This window comes from Streptomyces scabiei 87.22 (assembly GCF_000091305.1).
Classification (GTDB): domain Bacteria; phylum Actinomycetota; class Actinomycetes; order Streptomycetales; family Streptomycetaceae; genus Streptomyces; species Streptomyces scabiei.
On the sequence record NC_013929.1, the window covers coordinates 665,661 to 683,941 of the forward strand.

Here is an 18,281-nt window from a genome sequence, read left to right on the forward strand (position 1 = left end):
ATCCGCACTGGCTGTCGCCGTGCACCACCATACGACCGACATGGTCGAGTGACAATGTCGGTCGATTGTGTTGGGTGACACAGTCGGATGCTGGAACCTGGGCGGGCGTCGGAACGTCCTGGGGACGAGCAGGGGTTGCGGCCGCCGTAGGGTGACCGGCACGGAGAGCCGGGGAGGTTCCGGCTCGGAGCGAGGGCCGGCGAGGTTCCGGCTCGGAGCGAGGGAGGACCATGGCACGCGTCACCGACCGCACGGTTCTGATCGTCGGCGCCTCGTCGGGCATCGGCGCGGAGGTGGCACGACAGCTCGCCGTCGACGGCAACCGCCTCGTCCTCACGGCACGACGCGCCCCCGAACTGGCCCGCGTCGCCCAGGAGGTGCGGGCGGCGGGCAGCGCCTGCCTCGACCTCGTCGCCGACGCCCTCGACCCGTCGGCCGCGGCCGAGGTGGTGGCGGCCGGCGCCGCGGAGTTCGGGACGATCGACGTCGCGCTGCTCAACGCGGGCCAGGGCCCGGACATGGCGATGGACCGGGTGAGCGTGGCGGACGTCGCCCGGATCATGGCGCTGAACTACGACACGGTGGTCAACTACCTCGTCCCGCTGATCGACCGGATGGGCTCCCAGGCGGACGGCGGCCTGATCGCCCACACCAACTCCCTCGCCGGGCTGATGGGCATACCCCGTCAGGGCCCGTACTCGGCGGCGAAGGCCGCCGCGCGCACGCTGATCGACGCGGCCCGCGTCGAACTGGCGCCCCGGGGCATCCGGTTCACCTCGATCCACCCGGGGTTCGTCGCCACCGAGCGCATCAGCGGCGACGGACTGCCGAAGCCCTTCCAGATCAGCCAGGAGCGCGCGGCCCGGTACGTCGTCCGCGCCCTGGAGCGCGAACCGGCCCAGGCGTACTTCCCGTGGCCGACGGCCGCGCTGGTCCGCACCCTGCGCACCCTCCCCGCGCCCGTCTCCGCCGCGGTGCTGCGGCGGCTGGCCTCCGGCTGACCCGCAGGACCGGACAGGCCGGGAGAGGCCCGGGGTGGGCCGTCCGCCGCGCGCTCGCGCCGCGGGCCGGGGCACAGGCCCGGCGCGGGGCCGGGGCGCGGCTACCCGACTACGCGACCGGGCGGGCCGGGCGGCGCGGTGACGGGTGCGGCCTCCCGCGCGTCGGCCGGCAGCGGCTGTTCGGCCCAGATCGTCTTGCCGGCGGAGGTGTGGCGGCTGCCCCAGCGCTCGGCGACCTGCGCCACGAGGAGCAGTCCGCGTCCGCCCTCGTCGAAGGTCCGGGCCCGTCGCAGATGCGGGGCGGTGGCGCTGCCGTCGGAGACCTCGCAGATGAGCGCGTCGGCCCGGACGAGGCGCAGCTGGATCGGCGGGGTGCCGTAGCGGATGGCGTTGGTGACCAGCTCGCTGACGATCAGCTCGGTGGCGAACTCCAGCTCGCCCAGTCCCCAGGCGGCCAGCTGTTCGCTCGCTCCGCGGCGGGCGCCGGCGACGGCGGCGGGATCGGCGGGGAGCGGCCAGGTGCGCACCTGGTCGGCGCCGAGCAGGGACGTGCGGGCCAGGAGCAGGACGATGTCGTCGGCCGGCGGGTCGGGCCGTACCTTGCGCATCACCTCCTCGCAGGTCTCCTCCAGGCCGGCGGAGGGGTGGCGCAGGGCCTCGCCGAGCAGGTCCAGCCCGACGTCGAGGTCACGGCCCGGGGCCGCGATCAGCCCGTCGGTGTAGAGCGCGAGCACGCTGCCCTCGGCCATGTCGATCCGGGCCGCCTCGAAGGGCAGTCCGCCGAGACCGAGGGGCGGCCCGGCCGGCAGGTCCAGCACGCGCACCGTGCCGTCGGGGTCCGTCAGCAGGGGTGGCGGGTGTCCCGCCCGCGCCAGGTCGCACCGTCCGGCGACGGGGTCGTAGACGGCGTAGAGGCAGGTGGCCCCGACCTCCCCGGAAGCCTCCTCCGCCTGCCGCCGCGCGTCGGGGCCCTCCTCCCGGTCGAGACGGATGACCAGATCGTCCAGACGGGTGAGCAGCTCGTCGGGCGCGAAGTCGGCGTCGGCGAGGGTCCGTACCGCGGAGCGCAGACGGCCCATGGTGGCCGAGGCACGCACCCCGTGTCCCACCACGTCGCCCACGGCCAGCGCGACCCGTCCCCCGGACAGCGCGATGACGTCGAACCAGTCCCCGCCGATCTCGTCGCCGGGCCCGGCGGGCAGGTAGCGGTAGGCCAGGTCCACGGCCGCCACCTCGGGCAGCCGTTCGGGCAGCAGACTGCGTTGGAGCGTGAGCGCGGTGCGGCGCTCACGGGTGTAGCGGCGGGCGTTGTCGATGCTCACCGCGGCCCTGGCGGCGATCTCCTCGGCGAGGATCAGGTCGTCCGGACCGAAGGCGTCCGCGGTCCGGTGCCGCATGAGGTGCATGACGCCGAGCGTGACGCCCCGCGCGCGCAGGGGGACCATCAGCACCGAGTGGATCTTGAACCGGCGTATGCTCCTGGCGCGGCCCGGGGAGGCGGTCACCCACGCGCGGAGCGAGGCGTCGCCCGCACTGTGATGGCTCGCCCGGCCGGAGATCAGCGTCAGGGCCGGGGCCGAGCCGGGCGGGTAGACGTCGGTGTCGCCGGTGGGCACCACGGATTCGGGGCATCCCGTGAGCACCGACCGCTGCGCGGTGCGCCGGCAGACGACCGGCGTGTCGGGCGGCACCGGTTGCGGCTCGTGTCCCTGGACGACGGATTCCAGCAGGTCGACGGTGGCGAAGTCGGCGAACCCCGACACCGCGACCTCGGCCAGTTCCTCGGCCGTACGGGTGACGTCGAGGGTGCTGCCGATGCGCACGCCGGCGTCGTTGATCACGGCCAGGCGGCGCCGGGCCCAGTACTGCTCGGTGATGTCGATGACCAGCGCGGAGACACCCAGCACCGTGCCGGCGCGGTCCTTCAGCGGGGAGAGGAACACCGACCACGCGTGGTCGCGGACCTCGCCGGAGGCGCGGAACGGCTGCTCCTCGCGGAAGACCATCTCGCCGGTACGGGCCACCTGGTGCTGCAGGCGGTCGATCTCGTCCAGGGGCGGTGCGGGGTAGATCTCCCACAGGGTACGTCCCCGCATCTCGTCCGGTCGCAGCCCCATGGCCTTGGTCATGACCTCGTTGCAGGTGACGAACCGCGCCTCGCTGTCGTAGATGGCCACGGGCAGCGGGAGCTGCGCCAGCGTGAGGCCCCACAGCTCCGCCGACTCCACCTCCGTCGGGCCGGCGGGATAGCTCACGCCCACCGAGGTGACGACCCAGTACGTGCCGGCGTCACCGTCCGTCAGCGGGGTGCCCCGCAGCCGCGCGGTGACGCGGTGGCCGTCGCGCTTGCGCAGCACCAGGTCGCTCGTCCACTGCTCGGCCGCCGCCAGATGGCGCCGCGTCGCGAACGGCAGCGTTCCGCCGAGCAGACCGGAGGCGGGCCTGCCCACCACGTCCTCGGGACGGTGCCCGAGGAGCCTCTCGGCTCCCGCGCTCCACACCATGACGGCCCCGCGGGCGTCGACGACGACCGCGAAGTCCTCGGGTGCCGCTGTGGTGGTGTCGGGTTCGTTGTACATGGGCGTTCTACCGACCTCGTCCTCTGCGCCGCCCGGGCACGGGCGACGGGTCGCCCTGCACGGGCGCTGCCTCCAGCATCCCGCCCCGGCACCACCCGCTCAACCGGCTCGCGGGACGTGCGTGGATCCTGAGGGTCCCGGCCTCTCCTAGAGGGGCGTCGAGGCCGACGGCGCGAAGGGGGCGCCGTGGCCGGGGACGACGAGGACCGGGTCCAGGGCCAGGACCTTCTCCCGGGCCGCCCGGAGCCGGTCCCGGTCGGGGGCGAAGGGGTCGTCGGCCGGTCCCTCGGCGGTCCACCACAGGTGGGTCAGGACCACCAGCCCCTCCGCCGTCGTCACGAGGGTGCTGACGTCCTCGGCGGTGTGGCCGGGGGTGGTCATCAGCGTGATCGACGCGGAGAGCCGGTGCCCGTCGGCGTCCCGGTCCTCCCAGATGTCGTCGCGGTAGATCGCCATGTGGTCGTGGAAGCGGGCCTCGGGGAACAGGGCGGCGTTCAGCGTGTGGTCCGGGTGGTGGTGGCTGAAGACCACGTCGGTGACGTCCTCGGGGGACAGCCCGTGGCCCACGAGCGGGTCCAGGATGAGCCGGCGGTCGGCGACCATCCCGGGATCGACGACCGCGACGGTCGCGCCGTCGCGGAGCAGGGTGACGGTCCCCGCCACCCGCGTGTCCGCGTAACCGGTGGTCAGGACGTGGAACGTGGCGGTCATGGCGCTCCTCCGATGGGGCCCGCCGGGCCGGCCGTACGGGCCGTGGTGTGCGGGCCGTGGTGTGCGGTCCTGGGATCCTGCCATGCGGAATACGGCACCCGGAAGCGAGGGGGCCGAGCCACGAGATCATGCCGCTCGACGGGGCGCGGCTGCTGCAGGCGCGGGTGGTCGTCGCCTTCTGGGGCCGGGCCCTGCACGACCCGCACATGGCGGACGTCCACGCGCGCACCACGGACACCTGGCGCCGACGGATGACCGGATACCTGGCACAGGCGAGGGCCGCGGGTGAGATCGCGGACGGTGTGCCGGCGGCCGGCGTGCCGACGCCTTGGTCGCGGCCCTGGCGGGCTTTCAGGTCGACGCGCTGCTCGTCCCGCACTCCACCACGCCCGCACACCGACGGGCCGCGCTCGACTGGCCTGTTGACGACTCTCCGACCTCGTTCCGCGCGGCGGACCGTCGGCGGCGCGCGGCGACCGGACCGTCGCCACAGGGTTGTCAGGGCGAGGCACCGCTTCTACAGTCCAGGACAGAGCGGAAAATGGGAGCGCTCCCAAAGCGTGGACGCGGGGGAGCGCCCGGCACCACCCCCCACCTCCGGCCGTACCTCCGAAAGAGGCCCCCATGCGACCGTCGCCGTACCCTCCGCGCGCTCCCCGTGGCCGTTCCCTGCGGGGCGCGCTGGGCGCGCTCGTCACCGCGCCCGCCACCGTCGCGGCACTCTTCGCCGCCACGCCACCGGCCCGGGCCGACACGACCGTCTGCGAACAGTTCGGCTCGACCGTCGTCCAGGGGCGCTACGTCGTCCAGAACAACCGCTGGGGCACCGCCGCCCCCCAGTGCGTCACCGCCACCGACACCGGCTTCCGGCTCAGCCGGGCCGACGGTTCCGTCCCCACCAACGGCGCGCCGAAGTCCTACCCGTCCCTGTTCAACGGGTGCCATTACACCAACTGCTCCCCGGGGACCAGCCTCCCGGCACAGCTCTCGACCATCTCCAGCGCACCGAGCAGCATCTCGTACGGCTATGTCGGCGATGCCGTCTACAACGCCTCGTACGACATCTGGCTCGACCCGACGCCCCGTACCGACGGCGTGAACCGGACCGAGATCATGATCTGGTTGAACAAGGTGGGACCGATCCAGCCCATCGGCTCGCAGGTCGGCACGGCCACCGTGGGCGGGCGCTCCTGGCAGGTGTGGTCGGGCGGCAACGGCACCAACGACGTGCTGTCCTTCGTGGCACCGTCGGCGATCGGCAGCTGGAGCTTCGACGTGATGGACTTCGTCCGTCAGGCCGTGGCACGCGGACTGGCCCAGAACAACTGGTACCTGACGAGTGTTCAGGCCGGTTTCGAGCCCTGGCAGAACGGGACCGGGCTGAGCGTGAACTCCTTCTCGTCGAGCGTGAACACCGGCGGCGGTGGACCCGGCGGTCCGGGCGGCGGCAGCGCCTGCGAGGTGGCGTACACCACGAACGCCTGGCCGGGCGGCTTCACCGCCGACGTCACCGTCACCAACACCGGTTCGTCGCCCGTCGACGGCTGGCGCCTCGCCTTCACCCTGCCCTCCGGCCAGAGCGTCACCAGTGCCTGGAACACCTCCGTCTCCCCGTCCTCGGGATCGGTCACGGCGAGCGCTCTGGCCCACAACGCGAGCATCTCCCCCGGCGGCAGGCAGTCGTTCGGGTTCCAGGGCACCTACAGCGGTACCTTCGCCGCGCCGGGCGGGTTCAGCCTCAACGGGACGGCCTGCGCGCGGACTTGAGGCGAGCGGGGGACGGGAGGTGCGGCCGGGCGCGTGTCACCGTCCGCGCTCTCCCGGTCCCGTGCCGGCCGGTTCACCGGACGGTGAAGCCCGCCGCCTCGGCGTCCAGAGCCGTGGTGCCGTCCTTCGCCGTGGCCAGGACGGCGACGTGCCAGGCACCGCGCGGGGAGGACTTCGCGTCGGCGGCGGTGACCCCGACGCGGTACGTGCAGTGCACGGTGTCCTTTCCGGAGGGCTTGCAGGCGGCCGATTCCACGGCGGCCATGTCCTTGGCGGTCGGCCCGTCCTCGGCGAAGGACGAGTGCTGCGGCCAGGCCAGCACCTTCACGCTCTTGACCCCGGAGGACGCCGTGACGTCGGTGGTGAAGGTGAGCGAGCCGTCGCGGCCGCCCTCAGGAGCGACGTAGCGGGCCGTGTTGTGCGCGAGCTTCACCGACTGGTCCCCGGCGTGGGCCAGCGTGAGGGCACCTGCGGCACCGAGGACGACCACACCGGCGGCCACGGACAGAACGGTACGACGGGACATGAGGTACTCCATGGGATCCGAGCTGGACAGGACCGGCGCCGGTCGGCGCCGCTGCACCGATCTTCTTCGCACCGGGGGCCGCCGGGCATGAGCGCACCTACTCAACTCGGCCTGAGTAGGCTCGTGTTGCCGACCACAGCTGTGCACCCCGGCGGCACGACCGCCGGGGTGCACAGCTCGCTCTCTCGGTGTCCCGTGCTCCTACACCTGGTTGAAGAACCGCCACACCTCGGCCGGCAGCCAGGTCCTGGATCCGCTGTCACCGGGAGCCCGGTCCTGGGGAGCCGCGATGTGCCCCTCGTCGAACGCCGCCCAGGCGACCGGACGGCCGGCCGCGCACCCGGAGTACGTGGTGACCCGGTGCGTCAGGCTGCCCTGGGCCGGCTCGGGCGGGTTCTGGGGGGTGCACCCGTTGTTCCTGACGAACCGGTCCCGCATGGCGCGGCCACCGGAGATGCCGAGGACGTTGTCCCGCAGACCGTGCACACCGAGGTAGGCGATGGGCTGCGTACCGCCGCTGCATCCGCTGAGCTGGCCGCCGCTCTGGACCGCGACCGCGCGGAAGACCGTCGCCCGCGAGCAGGCGAGCGAGTACGACATGGCGGCGCCGTAGCTGAATCCCAGGGCGAACCGCTGGGCGGTGTCGATGCACAGGGCGTCGTCGATCCGCCGGATCATGTTGTCGACGAAGGTGATGTCCTCGCCGCCGGAGTTGGCCCAGCCGTTGTTCAGGCCCTGGGGTGCGACGAAGACAGCGCTGTTGTTGGCCAGCCGCTGCAGCCCGTAGTAGGCCCACGTGCCCGTTTCCACGGTGCGGCCCGTGGAGACGTCGGTGGAGGTGCCGCCCAGCCAGTGGAACCCGAACACCACCCGGTAGGGACGGTTGCGGTCGTATCCGTCCGGGACCCGCAGGATGAAGCTCCGGTTCTTGCCGCCGCTCTGGATGGTGTGCGTTCCGCTCGCCAGCCCGGGGGCCTTGCCGCAGCCGGCGGTCGAGGCGGCGGGGGCACGTACGGAGGCCGCGGCCGTGCCCGAGGCCGCGGTCGTGGTACCGACCAGGGCCAGCACGAGCGAGGCGACGACGGCGGGCCATAAGCGTGTTCTGGTCCTCGTGATCATGTGACTCCTTCTCCGGCGGTCTCCGGCTGCGTCCCGCAACCGATCCCCTGAAATGTCGTGCACCTGACAGTTTTGGGGAACGCAAGATTCGGCCACGTCCGCGATCGAACACCTACGGCCGTCAGGTAGTCCGGGACTATAGAGAGGCGGTCGAACATGTCAATACGCGGCGCTCCCCCGGCACTCCGCAGACATGGAACCCGACGACTCGGGCCCGGACCAGGCAGGCAAGCCTTTCCGGCCTCCCGGCAGAAGCCCGCCCCGATGTACGGATCGAACGAAATATTTCGCCAGAACACTCGAATCATGCGAGAGGTATTGACGAGGCCCACCGGCCTCCTATCATCCAAAGTGCTCGATGTGCCGATCGATGTACGACATCACGAACGAGGCGGAGACAGCCCGGCCACGGGCGGCCCCTTCGACGAGCCACCGCACGCTCCACGACGCATCTCGGCACAGCACCCGGCCCCACCCCCGCCCCCACGACGGCCCGGCCGCGCGAGGAGAACGACATGGATATGTCATGCCCTGATCAGTTCTGGGATCGCCGTCGCACGCTGGCCGCAGCCACCGGTCTGGTGACGGGCACCCTGCTTCCCCCGATCGGAGCGTCGCGCGCCCTCGCGGCCGCCGGCCCGGACCGGGGGCCGTCGGCCGCGGCCGCCGCGGACCTCACGAATCCGGTCGTCTGGCAGGACTTCGCGGACATCGACATCATCCGCGTCGGCTCCACCTACTACGCCTCGGCCTCCACGATGCACTACTCGCCGGGAGCCCCCGTCCTGCGCTCGTACGACCTGGTGAACTGGGAGATCGCCGGTCACGCGGTGCCGACCCTCGACTTCGGCGCCAAGTACGACCTGAACGGCGGCCGCGGCTACGTCCGGGGCATCTGGGCGTCGTCGCTGGCCCATCGCCCGAGCAACGGGACCTTCTACTGGCTCGGCCAGATCGACTTCGCCAGGACGTACGTCTACACCGCCACCGCCGTCGAGGGACCGTGGAACCGGCTCACCACCATCGGCACGCCCTACTACGACGCCGGGTTGCTCGTGGACACCGACGACACCCTGTACGTGGCGTACGGCAACTCCACCATCAGCGTCGCCCAGCTCTCGCCGGACGGCCGCACCCAGGTCCGCACCCAGCAGGTGTTCACCACACCGTCGAGTGTCGGCACCCTGGAGGGCTCCCGCTTCTACCGGATCAACGGGCAGTACTACATCTTCCTGACCCGCCCCGCGAACGGCCAGTACATCCTGAAGTCGTCGAGCGGCCCCTTCGGTCCGTACACCATGCGGCAGGTCCTGCTCGACCTGCGCGGGCCGATCCCCGGCGGCGGTGTCCCGCACCAGGGCGGACTGGTGCAGACACAGAACGGCGCCTGGTACTACCTGGCGTTCGTGGACGCCTACCCCGGCGGCCGGGTGCCCGCCCTGGCTCCGGTCACCTGGACCTCGGACGGCTGGCCCGTCGTGCAGCTCGTCAACGGCGCCTGGGGCGCCTCGTACCCCGCCCCGGCCGTGCCCGCCCCACCCCGCCCGGTCACCCCCATGATCGGCGTCGACACCTTCGACGGGACGACCCTCAAGCCGAGGTGGGAGTGGAACCACAACCCGGACAACACCAAGTGGTCGGTGAACAACGGTCTGACGCTGGGCACCGCGACCGTCACAGGCGACCTGTACTGGGCCCGCAACACCCTCACCCACCGCATCCAGGGCCCCACCTCCACCGCCACCGTCCAGCTCGACGCCTCGGCCATGCGCGACGGCGACCGGGCCGGACTCGCGCTGCTGCGTGACTCCTCCGCGTGGATCGGGCTCAAACGCGACGGCGGCACGACCCGGCTGGTCATGGTCGACGGGCTGACCATGGACGGCAGCTGGAACACCACCGGCACCGGAGTCGAGCGGGCGAGCACGAGCGTGCCGGGCGGACGCCTCTGGCTACGGGTGAACGCCGACATCCGCCCCGGATCGGCCCGGCCCGGCACCTTCTCCTACAGCACCGACGGCACCCGCTTCACCCGCCTCGGCCCCGCCTTCTCCATGGGCAACGACTGGCGCTTCTTCATGGGCTACCGGTTCGCCCTGTTCAACCACGCCACCCGGGCACTGGGCGGCTCGGTCCGCATCACCCGTTTCGAGGTGTCCACCCCCTGAACCCTCCGCACCCGCTCCATCCCACCCGCACACCGACCGTACGAGGAGAATGATGAACCAGCGGAAACGGCTCGGCCGGCGCCGGGCGTCGGTCCTGGGCCTGGCGGCGCTCTTGGCCCTCGCCACGCCCGGCATCGCGAACGGCGCACCGCAGGCCGGTCCCGGCCCGGCGGCCGGCGCGCCGAAGGCGGTCAAGGCGTCCACCCTGGGCGCCCAGGCCGCCCAGTCCGGACGGTACTTCGGCACCGCCGTCGCCGCCGGACGGCTCGGTGACGGCCAGTACACCGGCATCCTGGACCGCGAGTTCAACCAGGTCACCGCCGAGAACGAGATGAAGTGGGACGCGACCGAGCGCAACCGCGGCCAGTTCACCTTCGGCTCCGCCGACCAGATCGTGAACCGCGCCACGGCCCGGGGCCAGAAGGTCCGCGGCCACACGCTGGTGTGGCACTCCCAACTGCCCGACTGGGTCAAGGGCATCAGGGACGCGAACACGCTGCGCAGCGTGATGAACAACCACATCAATACCGTGGCGGGCCGCTACAAGGGCCGCATCCACTCCTGGGACGTGGTCAACGAGGCCTTCGCCGACGGCGGCAGCGGCCAGATGCGCGGCTCGGTCTTCCGGGACGTGCTCGGCACCGGCTTCATCGAGGAGGCGTTCCGCACGGCCCGCGCGGCCGACCCAGGGGCCAAGCTCTGCTACAACGACTACAACATCGAGGACTGGAACGCCGCCAAGACCCAGGGTGTCTACCGTATGGTCCGCGACTTCAAGTCCCGGGGTGTGCCCATCGACTGCGTCGGACTCCAGTCCCACTTCGGTGCCGGCGGCCCTCCCGGCAGCTTCCAGACGACGCTGTCGAGCTTCGCCGCTCTCGGGGTGGACGTCCAGATCACCGAGCTGGACATCGCCCAGGCCCCGGCGAACGGGTACGCCAACACGGTCAGGGCCTGTCTGAACGTGGCGCGCTGCACCGGCATCACCGTGTGGGGCATCCGCGACAGCGACTCCTGGCGCAGCGGCGAGAACCCGTTGCTCTTCGACCGGGGCGGCAACAAGAAGCCCGCGTACCGGTCGGCGCTCACCACGATGGGCGGTTCGCTCGCGTGAGGCGGGCCGGCTCCACCCCCTGAACCGGACGCAGGCCCTCGGCTCACCCCCGGGGGCCTGTGTCCCTCCAGGCGTCGTGGCAGGACGTTCGCACGGCGGGCGTGCGGCTACTCGTCCTCCTCCGGGTCCCAGGCCAGGAGCAGGTCGAAGAGCCGGCGGTCGCCGTCGGACTTCAGGGAGTCCACGGGGATGCGGTCGTACAGGGCCAGGACCAGTTCGCCCGCCGTGCCGTGCAGGGAGGCGTCGGCGGGCGTCGCGCCCGCGGTGGTCAGGCGGGTGGTCCGGGTGCCGTCGGCGGCGAGCGTGAGACGCCAGGAGTGGCCCTCGGCGGCGTGATAGTCCACGGTCGCGGGCTCGTGGGGCCAGGGGGCGGTCCCGGCGCAACAGGTGGCCAGGAACTCGTCGACGCCGTCGAGTGCCGCCGCGTCCGGCAGTGGCTGAGCGGCGCCCGTGGTGACCTGGGCGTCGTAGGTGTGCACCGCGGCCTCCTGGACCTGGTGCCGGGCGACCGCGCCGCTGGTCGGCGGCGACTGCGACGTGCCCCACCAGGTCCAGCAGCCGCGGTCCGGGCCGGACTCCCGCAGGGCGTCCAGCAGTTGTCCGGTGGACTCGGCCGACCAGGCGAGCAGGGCCGCGCGTTCGCGGGGCGCGTCCGGCTCGGTCTCGGGCGGAGGGGAGTCGGCCGGGCCCGCGGCGACGGTGGCGGCCCAGAAGCGGTGCACCGAGCCCAGGTGCCGTACCAGGTCCAGCAGCGTCCACTCGGGGCAGGTCGGCACCCGTTCCGAAAGGTCGGGCGCGGCGGCGACCGCCGCGCGGAACGCGGCGGAGCGCTCCTCGATCAGCCGCAGCAGTGCGGGGAACTCCGGGGTGATGGCCTCAGTCGTCGTCACGCCGCCTGTCTATCAGGGTGCTCCGGCGCCCGGACAGCCAATTTCACGCGGCCCCCACAGGGCGCGCGGCACCGGCCGCGCGCCCGAACGCCTCAGCGGCGCCTGTGGAGTTCGACGGCGAGGGGGGTCGCGGTGAACATCGAGGAGTACGTGCCCACGGCGAGGCCGATGAGCAGGGCGAGGGCGAAGTCGGTGAGGGAGTCGCCGCCGAGCACCGCCAGGGCGGTGAGGATGAAGGCGGCGCCCATGCCGGTGTTGACGGTGCGGGGCAGCGTCTGCAGCAGGGCCCGGTTGGCGACGGCGGCGAAGGGTGCGGCGCGGTCGACGCGGCCGAGGTCCCTGACGCGGTCGAAGACGACGACGGAGTCGTTGACCGAGTAGCCGATGACGGTGAGCAGGGCGGCGAGGAAGACGCCGTCCACGGGCTTGCCCAGCCAGGCGAAGACGCCGACGAGGATCACCACGTCGTGGGCGAGGGCGGCGACGGCGGAGGTGCCGAACAGCCAGCGGAAACGGGCCGCGAGGTAGAGAAGCTGGGCACCGAGGGCGACGGCGAGGGCGATCAGGGCGCCGTTGCGCAGCTCCTTGCCGAGGCTGGGGCCGATGGCCTCGTCACGGACCTTGTCGGCGCGGTCGGTGAGCGTGCCGACGGTGTCGGTGACGGCGGCCGCCTGCGCCTCGCTCAGCCGCTCGGTACGGACGGTGAGTCCGTTGTCGCCGGAGGTCTGGACGACGGCCCGGGGGAATCCGGCGTCGGCGAGAGCGGCGCGCGCCCGGTCGGGGTCGACCGGGGTGGTGGTGTACTCCACGAGACGGCCGCCGGTGAACTCGATCCCGAAGTCCAGGCCCCGTACGCCGATACCGGCCACCGCGACGGCCAGGACCACGGCGGAGGCGGCCAGCCACCGCCGGGGCCGGCGCATCAGCTGCGGCGGTGTGCGCGTCAGGCGGTCGCGTACGGCGCCGGTCCTGGCGATGCCCGTCAGGCGCGGACGGCGGCGGACCGAGGGCCGGAAGGCCGCGTGGTCGGCGAGCACACGGGTGATCACCAGGGCGCTGAACATGGAGGCGAGGACGCCGATGCCCAGGGTGACACCGAAGCCCCGCACGGGTCCGGAGGCGAGGAAGAACAGCAGGCCGGCGGCGATGAGGGTGGTGACGTTGGAGTCGGTGATCGCGCTGAAGGCGCCCCGGAAGCCCGCCGTCAGGGCCGACCGGGGACTGGGCCGCCGCTGGGCGGCGTACTCCTCCCGGGCCCGTTCGAAGACCAGGACGTTGGCGTCGACCGCCATGCCGATGGCCAGGACGAAACCGGCGAGGCCGGGGAGGGTGAGGGTGGCTCCCAGGGCGGCGAGGGCGGCGTAGGAGATCAGGCCGTAGCAGAGCAGTGCCACGGTGGCGAGGACGCCCATGAGCCGGTAGACGGCGATGATGAACAGCGCGGTGAGTGTGGTGCCGACCGCGGCGGCCCAGGCGCTGGCCTCGATGGCCTCGGCGCCGAGGGTGGGGCCGACGGTGCGCTGCTCGACGTTCTCCACGGGTACGGGCAGTGCGCCGCCGTTGATGAGCAGGGCGAGTTCCTTGGCCTCGTCGGCGCCGAAGGAGCCGGTGATCTGGGTGGAGCCACCGCTGATGCCGGTCTCGCAGCGGACCGAGGGATCGATCTGGGGCGAGGAGATGATCTTGTCGTCGAGGACGATGGCGACGCGTCGGGCCGGGTCTCCCGCGGGGGCGCAGGCGGCCCGGCCGGTCAGGCGGGCCCAGCCGTCGCCTCCGGCCCCCTCGAAGTCGAGGGTCACATGCCATCCGGTGCCGTTCTGCTGGTCGAGCCGGGCGGCCGCCTCCTTGACGTCCTGGCCGGTCAGCGCGGCCGCTTCCAGGCGCAGGAGGGTGCCGGACTCGTCGGCCAGGACGGTGTCACCCAGCTTCCGCTTCTCCTCCTTGGCCTGCTCCTTCTCCTCGGCCCTGTCCGCGTTCTTGTCCGTGGCGTCGGCGGTGGTCGTGCCGAGGACCTGGTGGAAGGTGAGCCGGGCGGTGCGGCCGAGGACCTCGGCGGCCTCGGCCGGGTCCTGCACTCCGGGCAGCTCGACGACGATCCGGTTGTCGCCGGAGCGGGTGAGGGTGGGTTCGGCGACGCCCAGGGCGTCGATGCGGCCGCGCAGCACCTCCAGGGTGCGGTCGGTGGCCTCGCTGTCGGCGGGGGTGGTGTCGGTGGGGCGGGTTTCCAGCACGATCTGCGTGCCGCCCCGCAGATCCAGTCCGAGCTGGACGGGTGTGGTGAGGGCGATGAAGACGGACAGGGCGACGGCGGCGAGGGCGAGCAGCCCTCGGACGCGCGGGGCGCGGGTCAAGAGGGGCCTCCGGCAGGCACACCGCGGCCGGACACGGCCACGGTCGACGGAATGGAGAAGGGAAGCTCAGGTGCCTGGCGGAGGAGGCGGTGCGCGCCCCTGGTGACGGCCCGTCGGAGGGGGCGGGATCGGCGAGGGCAGGGCGGCCGGGGCGGCCGTGGGCCCGCGCCGGGGCGGGCCGGCCGTCTCGCGCGGTGCGGCGAGGGCGGCCGTGTGCGGGGACGGCAGCCGGTCCCCGGAGACATCACGGGGGCTGCGCAGCAGGGCCGCGCCGTGCCCGTCGTCCGCCTGGGCCCCGCTGTCGGCTCGGATGATCTCGAAGGCCGACGTGACGTGGCCCCCGGCCGCCGAGGCCACGCGGGAGGAGGGACGGTGCTCGGCACCGCCGTGCGAGGGGGGCAGGAACAGGGCGGTGAGGACGGCGAGGAGGACGGCGAGCGCCGCCGGGGCGAGTCCGCCCCGGCGAGGGGCGGGGGACGAGCCGCGTGCCATGCGCCGTCCTCTCCCCGTTCCGGTGTCTGATGTAAGTGCTTCGTCAGTGCCAACGCGCTTGCCCCGCGCGAGAGTTCCGGCCGCGGGCGGGCGGCGTCAGGGTTCGATGAGGCCGGCGCGGATGGCGTAGCGCGTGAGTTCCAGGCGGTCGCGCAGGCCGAGCTTGTGCAGGAGGTTCGCCCGGTGCCGGTGGACGGTCTTGATGCTGATGAAGAGCATCTCGGCGATCTCCTTGGAGGAGTGCCCCTCGGCGACGAGCTTGAGGACCTCCTCCTCCCGGGGGGTCACAACCTGGTCGGGCGGTTCCTCCCCGTGGCGGACCCGGTCGAGGTAGTTGCGCACGAGCGCGGTGACGGCCCCCGGGTAGAGGAAGGGCTCGTCGCGCATGGCGGCCCGACAGGCGGCGACGAGATCGCGGTCGGCGACCGATTTCAGCACGTATCCGCTGGCGCCGGCCTTCAGGGCCTGGAAGAAGTACTGCTCGTTGTCGTGCATGGTCAGCATCAGCACACGCAGGTCCGGCTTCAGCGCGATCAGTTCCCGGGCGGCCTGCAGACCCGTCATCCGGGGCATGGCGATGTCCAGCACCGCGAGATCGACCTCGTGCGTACGGGCCCGGGCGATGGCCTCCGCCCCGTCCCCGGCCTCGGCGACGACCCGGAGGTCCGGCTCGCCGTCGAGGATGAGCCGCACCCCGCGCCGTACGAGGGCGTGGTCGTCGGCGAGGAGGATGCGGATCTCGGTCGGGTCGGTCGGGGTCATGGCTGCTTCCTGGGAACGGGTACGGTCAGGCGGACGTGGGTGCCGGTGGCCGGCCGGGAGGTGACGTCCAGCGTGGCCCCGATGAGCAGCGCCCGCTCGCGCATCCCGCGGATCCCGGCGCCTTCCCGGGCCACCCCCGTCCCCCGGCCGTCGTCTTCGACGGCCAGGACGACCACGCCGTCGCCCGGGCTCAGGCCGACCTCGACCCGGCCGGCGTCGGCGTGCCGGGCCGCGTTGGTCAGGGCCTCCTGCGCGACCCGGTAGAGCACCAGCTCGGTCTCCTGGTCCAGTGCGGGCAGGCCGGGGTCGAAACGGCGGACGACGTGCAGCCCGGTGTGGGTGGCGAACTCGGTGGTCAGCGAGGTCAGGGCGCTGATCAGGCCGAGGTCCTCCAGGACACCCGGTCGCAGCCGGCGCACCAGGCGGCGGACCTCGTCCAGGCTCTCCCGGGTGATCTCCTGTGCCTGGTGCAGCTCGCCGCGCAGCGGTTCGTCCGCGTCGTCGGCCGCCCGTTTCAGCCCCAGCAGGACTGCGGTCATGCTCTGGCCCACCTCGTCGTGCAGTTCCTGGGCGATACGGCGGCGTTCGTCCTCCTGCGCGAGCAGCGCGCGGGCGCTGCTCGACGCCCGCTCGTGTTCGAGTCGGTCCAGCATGGCGTTGAAGGTGCTGATCAGCTCGGCGGTCTCGCCCCGGCCGTGCTCCGGCAGCCGCTGGCCCGGTCTCAGGAGGTCGACCGTGGTCATGAGCCTGGTCAGCCGCTCCAGAGGGGAGAGCCCGATCCGCAGCAGGGCGGCGTTGGCGATCAGCATGACGACCAGGCCGGCCACCAGGATGATCGCCTCGGTCAGCACCACGGGCACGGACACGGTCACCGGGGCCCACAGCAGCAGCGCGGTCGCGCTCCCCAGCACCACGGCGTTGAGGGCGAAGATCCGCCAGAACAGGGACACCGCGACGCCGCCTTCCTTCCTGCCGGTGACACGGGCCGTGTCGTCCTCGGGGCGGGCGCGCGACCCGGCCCGTGTGCCGTGTCCCGCCGCCGCGAGCCGGTCTCCCCGCAAGCCTGCCCGTACCCGGGCGGTCGCGTCGATGGGGCCCGATGCCCATTTCCGGCGCCGGCCGGCCCACGCCACGGTAGCCCCCGTGCGGCGGCGAATGGGTATTGCGCCCGATGGGTTTCGCGCGGCGCATCGGCCACGGTGAGGTCGTACCCCCGTCCACCGTGCGGAAGGCAGGACCCGCCATGTCACTCGATACGCCCCGGACCGAGTCCCGGCCCGGACGGCTGTCCGCGCAGGAGGCCCGACAGCGCCTCGCCCACGAACGCGACACCCGCCTGACACAGCTGCGGGCCCTCGCCGAGGCCGGACAGGAAGCGGGGGAACAGCTGATGCCGGGACAGCGGGACACGATCGAGCGCGTCCTCAAGGAGATCGACGCCGCCTTCGTCCGCGTCCAGGAGCACACCTACGGCACCTGCCTGGGCTGCTCGAAGCCCATCCCGGTCGAGCGGCTGGAGATCCTGCCCTACACGCGGTTCTGCGTCCCCTGCCGGCGCGACGCGGTCTGACGACCGCCGCCCGGTGACTCCGTCTCCCTGACAGCCCGAGGGGTGAAGTGGTGAACCAGCAGACCATCGGCGAACGCGAACGCGGCACGGCCCTGTCGGCCGCGGACCTCGCCGCGCTGCGCGACAGTCTCGACGAGCAGCGCCTGTTCCGCCGCGAACAGATCCAGCAGCTCACGGCCACGGCCGTACCCCGCACCGAGGCACTGCTCGACCGGCGGGCCGCCTCCCAGACCGAGGTGCGCGTCCAGCTCGCCGCGTCGGCCCGCATGGTCCTCGCCGATGTCGAGGCGGCCCTGGAGCGCATGGACCAGGGCCGCTACGGCCACTGCCATCTGTGCCACGGACCCATCGACCGCGACCTTCTGACGATCGTGCCGCAGGCCCGCTACTGCGCCCGCTGCCGGCATCTCAGGGAGGCGGGCCGGTGACCACGTTCCGCGGTCCGCGGTCCGCCGGGCCCCGGCACCGGCCCTGGCCCCGGTGCCGCCGGTGCCACGGCATCGCCCTCGACCTGGGCAGCGACCGCACCCGTGCCTGGGGTTTCGACGGCAAGCCGCTCTTCGACGTCCCCACGGTCGCCTTCGGCGACGGGATCGTCCGGCCGGTGCGGCGGGGCGCCATCGTCGACACCGCCGCGACCGCGACGATGCTCGACCGTCTGCTCGCCCACCGGCTGCCCCGCTCGGCCCACCCCCTGCTCATCCTCACCACGCCCGCCCTGGGGGGCGTCGCCTTCCGCGCCGAGGCCCGGGCCGCGGCCGAGGTCCTGCGGCCGCACACGGTGCTGACCGTGCCCGCCGCACGCGCCGTGGCCGTCGCCGCCGACGCCGACCTGACCCGGCCGCTGCTCGTGGTCGACATCGGGGCGCAGGTCACCGATGTCGTCCTGCTCGACGACGGCGCCGTGACCGACGCCCGCCGCACCACCCTCGGCACCGCCGACATCGGCCGGCACGCCCCGGCCGCGCCGCTCACCGAGGCGGTCGGCGCGATGACGGCGGCCATGCTGGACCAGGACGGCACGTCCCGCACCCGGGACGCGCTGCGCCGTGGCGTCCTGCTGGCCGGTGGCGGAGCCCTGGGCACCGCCACCGGCCCCCGGCTCGCCGAGCGGCTGGGCGCGCCCGTCCGGTCCGTCCCCGGCCCGCACACCGCGGCCGTCCGCGGGGCCGCCGCCCTCCTGCGGTCCGCCCACAACCACCCCTGCACCGGCGTCGGGGTGCCCGGGTAG

15 protein-coding genes and 2 pseudogenes are annotated in these 18,281 nt (G+C 73.0%); 8 read left to right on the forward strand and 9 right to left on the reverse strand.

Annotation, left to right across the window (positions count from 1 at the left end; translation table 11 throughout):
* Positions 1 to 230 precede the first annotated feature (230 nt).
* Positions 231 to 1,001, forward strand: coding sequence for an SDR family NAD(P)-dependent oxidoreductase (locus tag SCAB_RS02760; protein ID WP_012998526.1), 771 nt, complete (start codon positions 231 to 233; stop codon positions 999 to 1,001).
* A gap of 101 nt (positions 1,002 to 1,102) precedes the next feature.
* Here SCAB_RS02760 and SCAB_RS02765 read toward each other — a convergent pair whose 3' ends face one another.
* A complete protein-coding gene (locus SCAB_RS02765; RefSeq protein ID WP_012998527.1) occupies positions 1,103 to 3,580 on the reverse strand; it encodes a SpoIIE family protein phosphatase in 2,478 nt (825 codons plus the stop codon).
* Positions 3,581 to 3,727: 147 nt separating this feature from the next.
* Positions 3,728 to 4,291: an MBL fold metallo-hydrolase gene (locus tag SCAB_RS02770; protein WP_012998528.1), complete on the reverse strand. Its 564-nt coding sequence runs from the start codon at positions 4,289 to 4,291 to the stop codon at positions 3,728 to 3,730.
* Between the two features lie 128 nt (positions 4,292 to 4,419).
* Here SCAB_RS02770 and SCAB_RS49340 point away from each other — a divergent pair.
* Positions 4,420 to 4,590: pseudogene (locus SCAB_RS49340) on the forward strand (TetR family transcriptional regulator C-terminal domain-containing protein); the annotation flags it as partial.
* A 325-nt stretch (positions 4,591 to 4,915) separates the two neighbouring features.
* Positions 4,916 to 6,058: a GH12 family glycosyl hydrolase domain-containing protein gene (locus tag SCAB_RS02775; RefSeq protein WP_012998529.1), complete on the forward strand. Its 1,143-nt coding sequence runs from the start codon at positions 4,916 to 4,918 to the stop codon at positions 6,056 to 6,058.
* A 73-nt stretch (positions 6,059 to 6,131) separates the two neighbouring features.
* Here the strand turns inward: SCAB_RS02775 and SCAB_RS02780 are convergent, their stop codons facing one another.
* Entirely contained in the window at positions 6,132 to 6,584 is a 453-nt protein-coding gene (locus SCAB_RS02780; protein WP_078580288.1) for a DUF5707 domain-containing protein, read from the reverse strand.
* Between the two features lie 201 nt (positions 6,585 to 6,785).
* The gene (locus tag SCAB_RS02785; RefSeq protein WP_231884889.1) at positions 6,786 to 7,703 is read right to left on the reverse strand and encodes an alpha/beta hydrolase family esterase; all 918 of its coding nucleotides are present in this window, start codon (positions 7,701 to 7,703) and stop codon (positions 6,786 to 6,788) included.
* 521 nt (positions 7,704 to 8,224) lie between these two features.
* Between SCAB_RS02785 and SCAB_RS02790 the strand changes: the two genes are divergently transcribed.
* Positions 8,225 to 9,871 carry a glycoside hydrolase family 43 protein gene (locus SCAB_RS02790; protein ID WP_012998532.1) on the forward strand — a complete coding sequence of 549 codons (1,647 nt, stop codon included), beginning with the start codon at positions 8,225 to 8,227 and terminating at the stop codon, positions 9,869 to 9,871.
* 52 nt (positions 9,872 to 9,923) lie between these two features.
* Positions 9,924 to 10,982: pseudogene (locus SCAB_RS02795) on the forward strand (endo-1,4-beta-xylanase); the annotation flags it as partial.
* A gap of 110 nt (positions 10,983 to 11,092) precedes the next feature.
* On the opposite strand, the gene SCAB_RS02800 reads toward SCAB_RS02795, so the two are convergent.
* From SCAB_RS02800 to SCAB_RS02820, 5 genes are all read right to left on the reverse strand, one after another.
* Entirely contained in the window at positions 11,093 to 11,875 is a 783-nt protein-coding gene (locus SCAB_RS02800) for a maleylpyruvate isomerase family mycothiol-dependent enzyme (protein ID WP_012998534.1), read from the reverse strand.
* A 92-nt stretch (positions 11,876 to 11,967) separates the two neighbouring features.
* Positions 11,968 to 14,226 carry a protein translocase subunit SecD gene (gene secD / locus SCAB_RS02805; RefSeq protein WP_012998535.1) on the reverse strand — a complete coding sequence of 753 codons (2,259 nt, stop codon included), beginning with the start codon at positions 14,224 to 14,226 and terminating at the stop codon, positions 11,968 to 11,970.
* 66 nt (positions 14,227 to 14,292) lie between these two features.
* Complete coding sequence (locus SCAB_RS02810; protein WP_012998536.1) at positions 14,293 to 14,718, reverse strand: hypothetical protein; 426 nt, start codon at positions 14,716 to 14,718, stop codon at positions 14,293 to 14,295.
* A 96-nt stretch (positions 14,719 to 14,814) separates the two neighbouring features.
* Positions 14,815 to 15,480: a response regulator gene (locus SCAB_RS02815; protein ID WP_012998537.1), complete on the reverse strand. Its 666-nt coding sequence runs from the start codon at positions 15,478 to 15,480 to the stop codon at positions 14,815 to 14,817.
* Positions 15,477 to 16,430 carry a HAMP domain-containing sensor histidine kinase gene (locus SCAB_RS02820; protein WP_041670335.1) on the reverse strand — a complete coding sequence of 318 codons (954 nt, stop codon included), beginning with the start codon at positions 16,428 to 16,430 and terminating at the stop codon, positions 15,477 to 15,479. Before SCAB_RS02820 ends, SCAB_RS02815 begins: the two co-directional genes overlap by 4 nt.
* A gap of 293 nt (positions 16,431 to 16,723) precedes the next feature.
* Here SCAB_RS02820 and SCAB_RS02825 point away from each other — a divergent pair, with 293 nt between their 5' ends.
* Genes SCAB_RS02825 through SCAB_RS02835 form a run of 3 tightly spaced genes read left to right on the forward strand, consistent with a single transcriptional unit; the run spans position 16,724 to position 18,281 of the window.
* Positions 16,724 to 17,050, forward strand: coding sequence for a TraR/DksA family transcriptional regulator (locus SCAB_RS02825; RefSeq protein ID WP_037729727.1), 327 nt, complete (start codon positions 16,724 to 16,726; stop codon positions 17,048 to 17,050).
* Between the two features lie 47 nt (positions 17,051 to 17,097).
* Positions 17,098 to 17,478, forward strand: coding sequence for a TraR/DksA family transcriptional regulator (locus tag SCAB_RS02830; protein ID WP_012998540.1), 381 nt, complete (start codon positions 17,098 to 17,100; stop codon positions 17,476 to 17,478).
* On the forward strand, positions 17,475 to 18,281 hold the full coding sequence (locus tag SCAB_RS02835) for a rod shape-determining protein (RefSeq protein ID WP_012998541.1): 807 nt from the start codon (positions 17,475 to 17,477) through the stop codon (positions 18,279 to 18,281). The genes SCAB_RS02830 and SCAB_RS02835 overlap by 4 nt, the downstream gene beginning before the upstream one ends.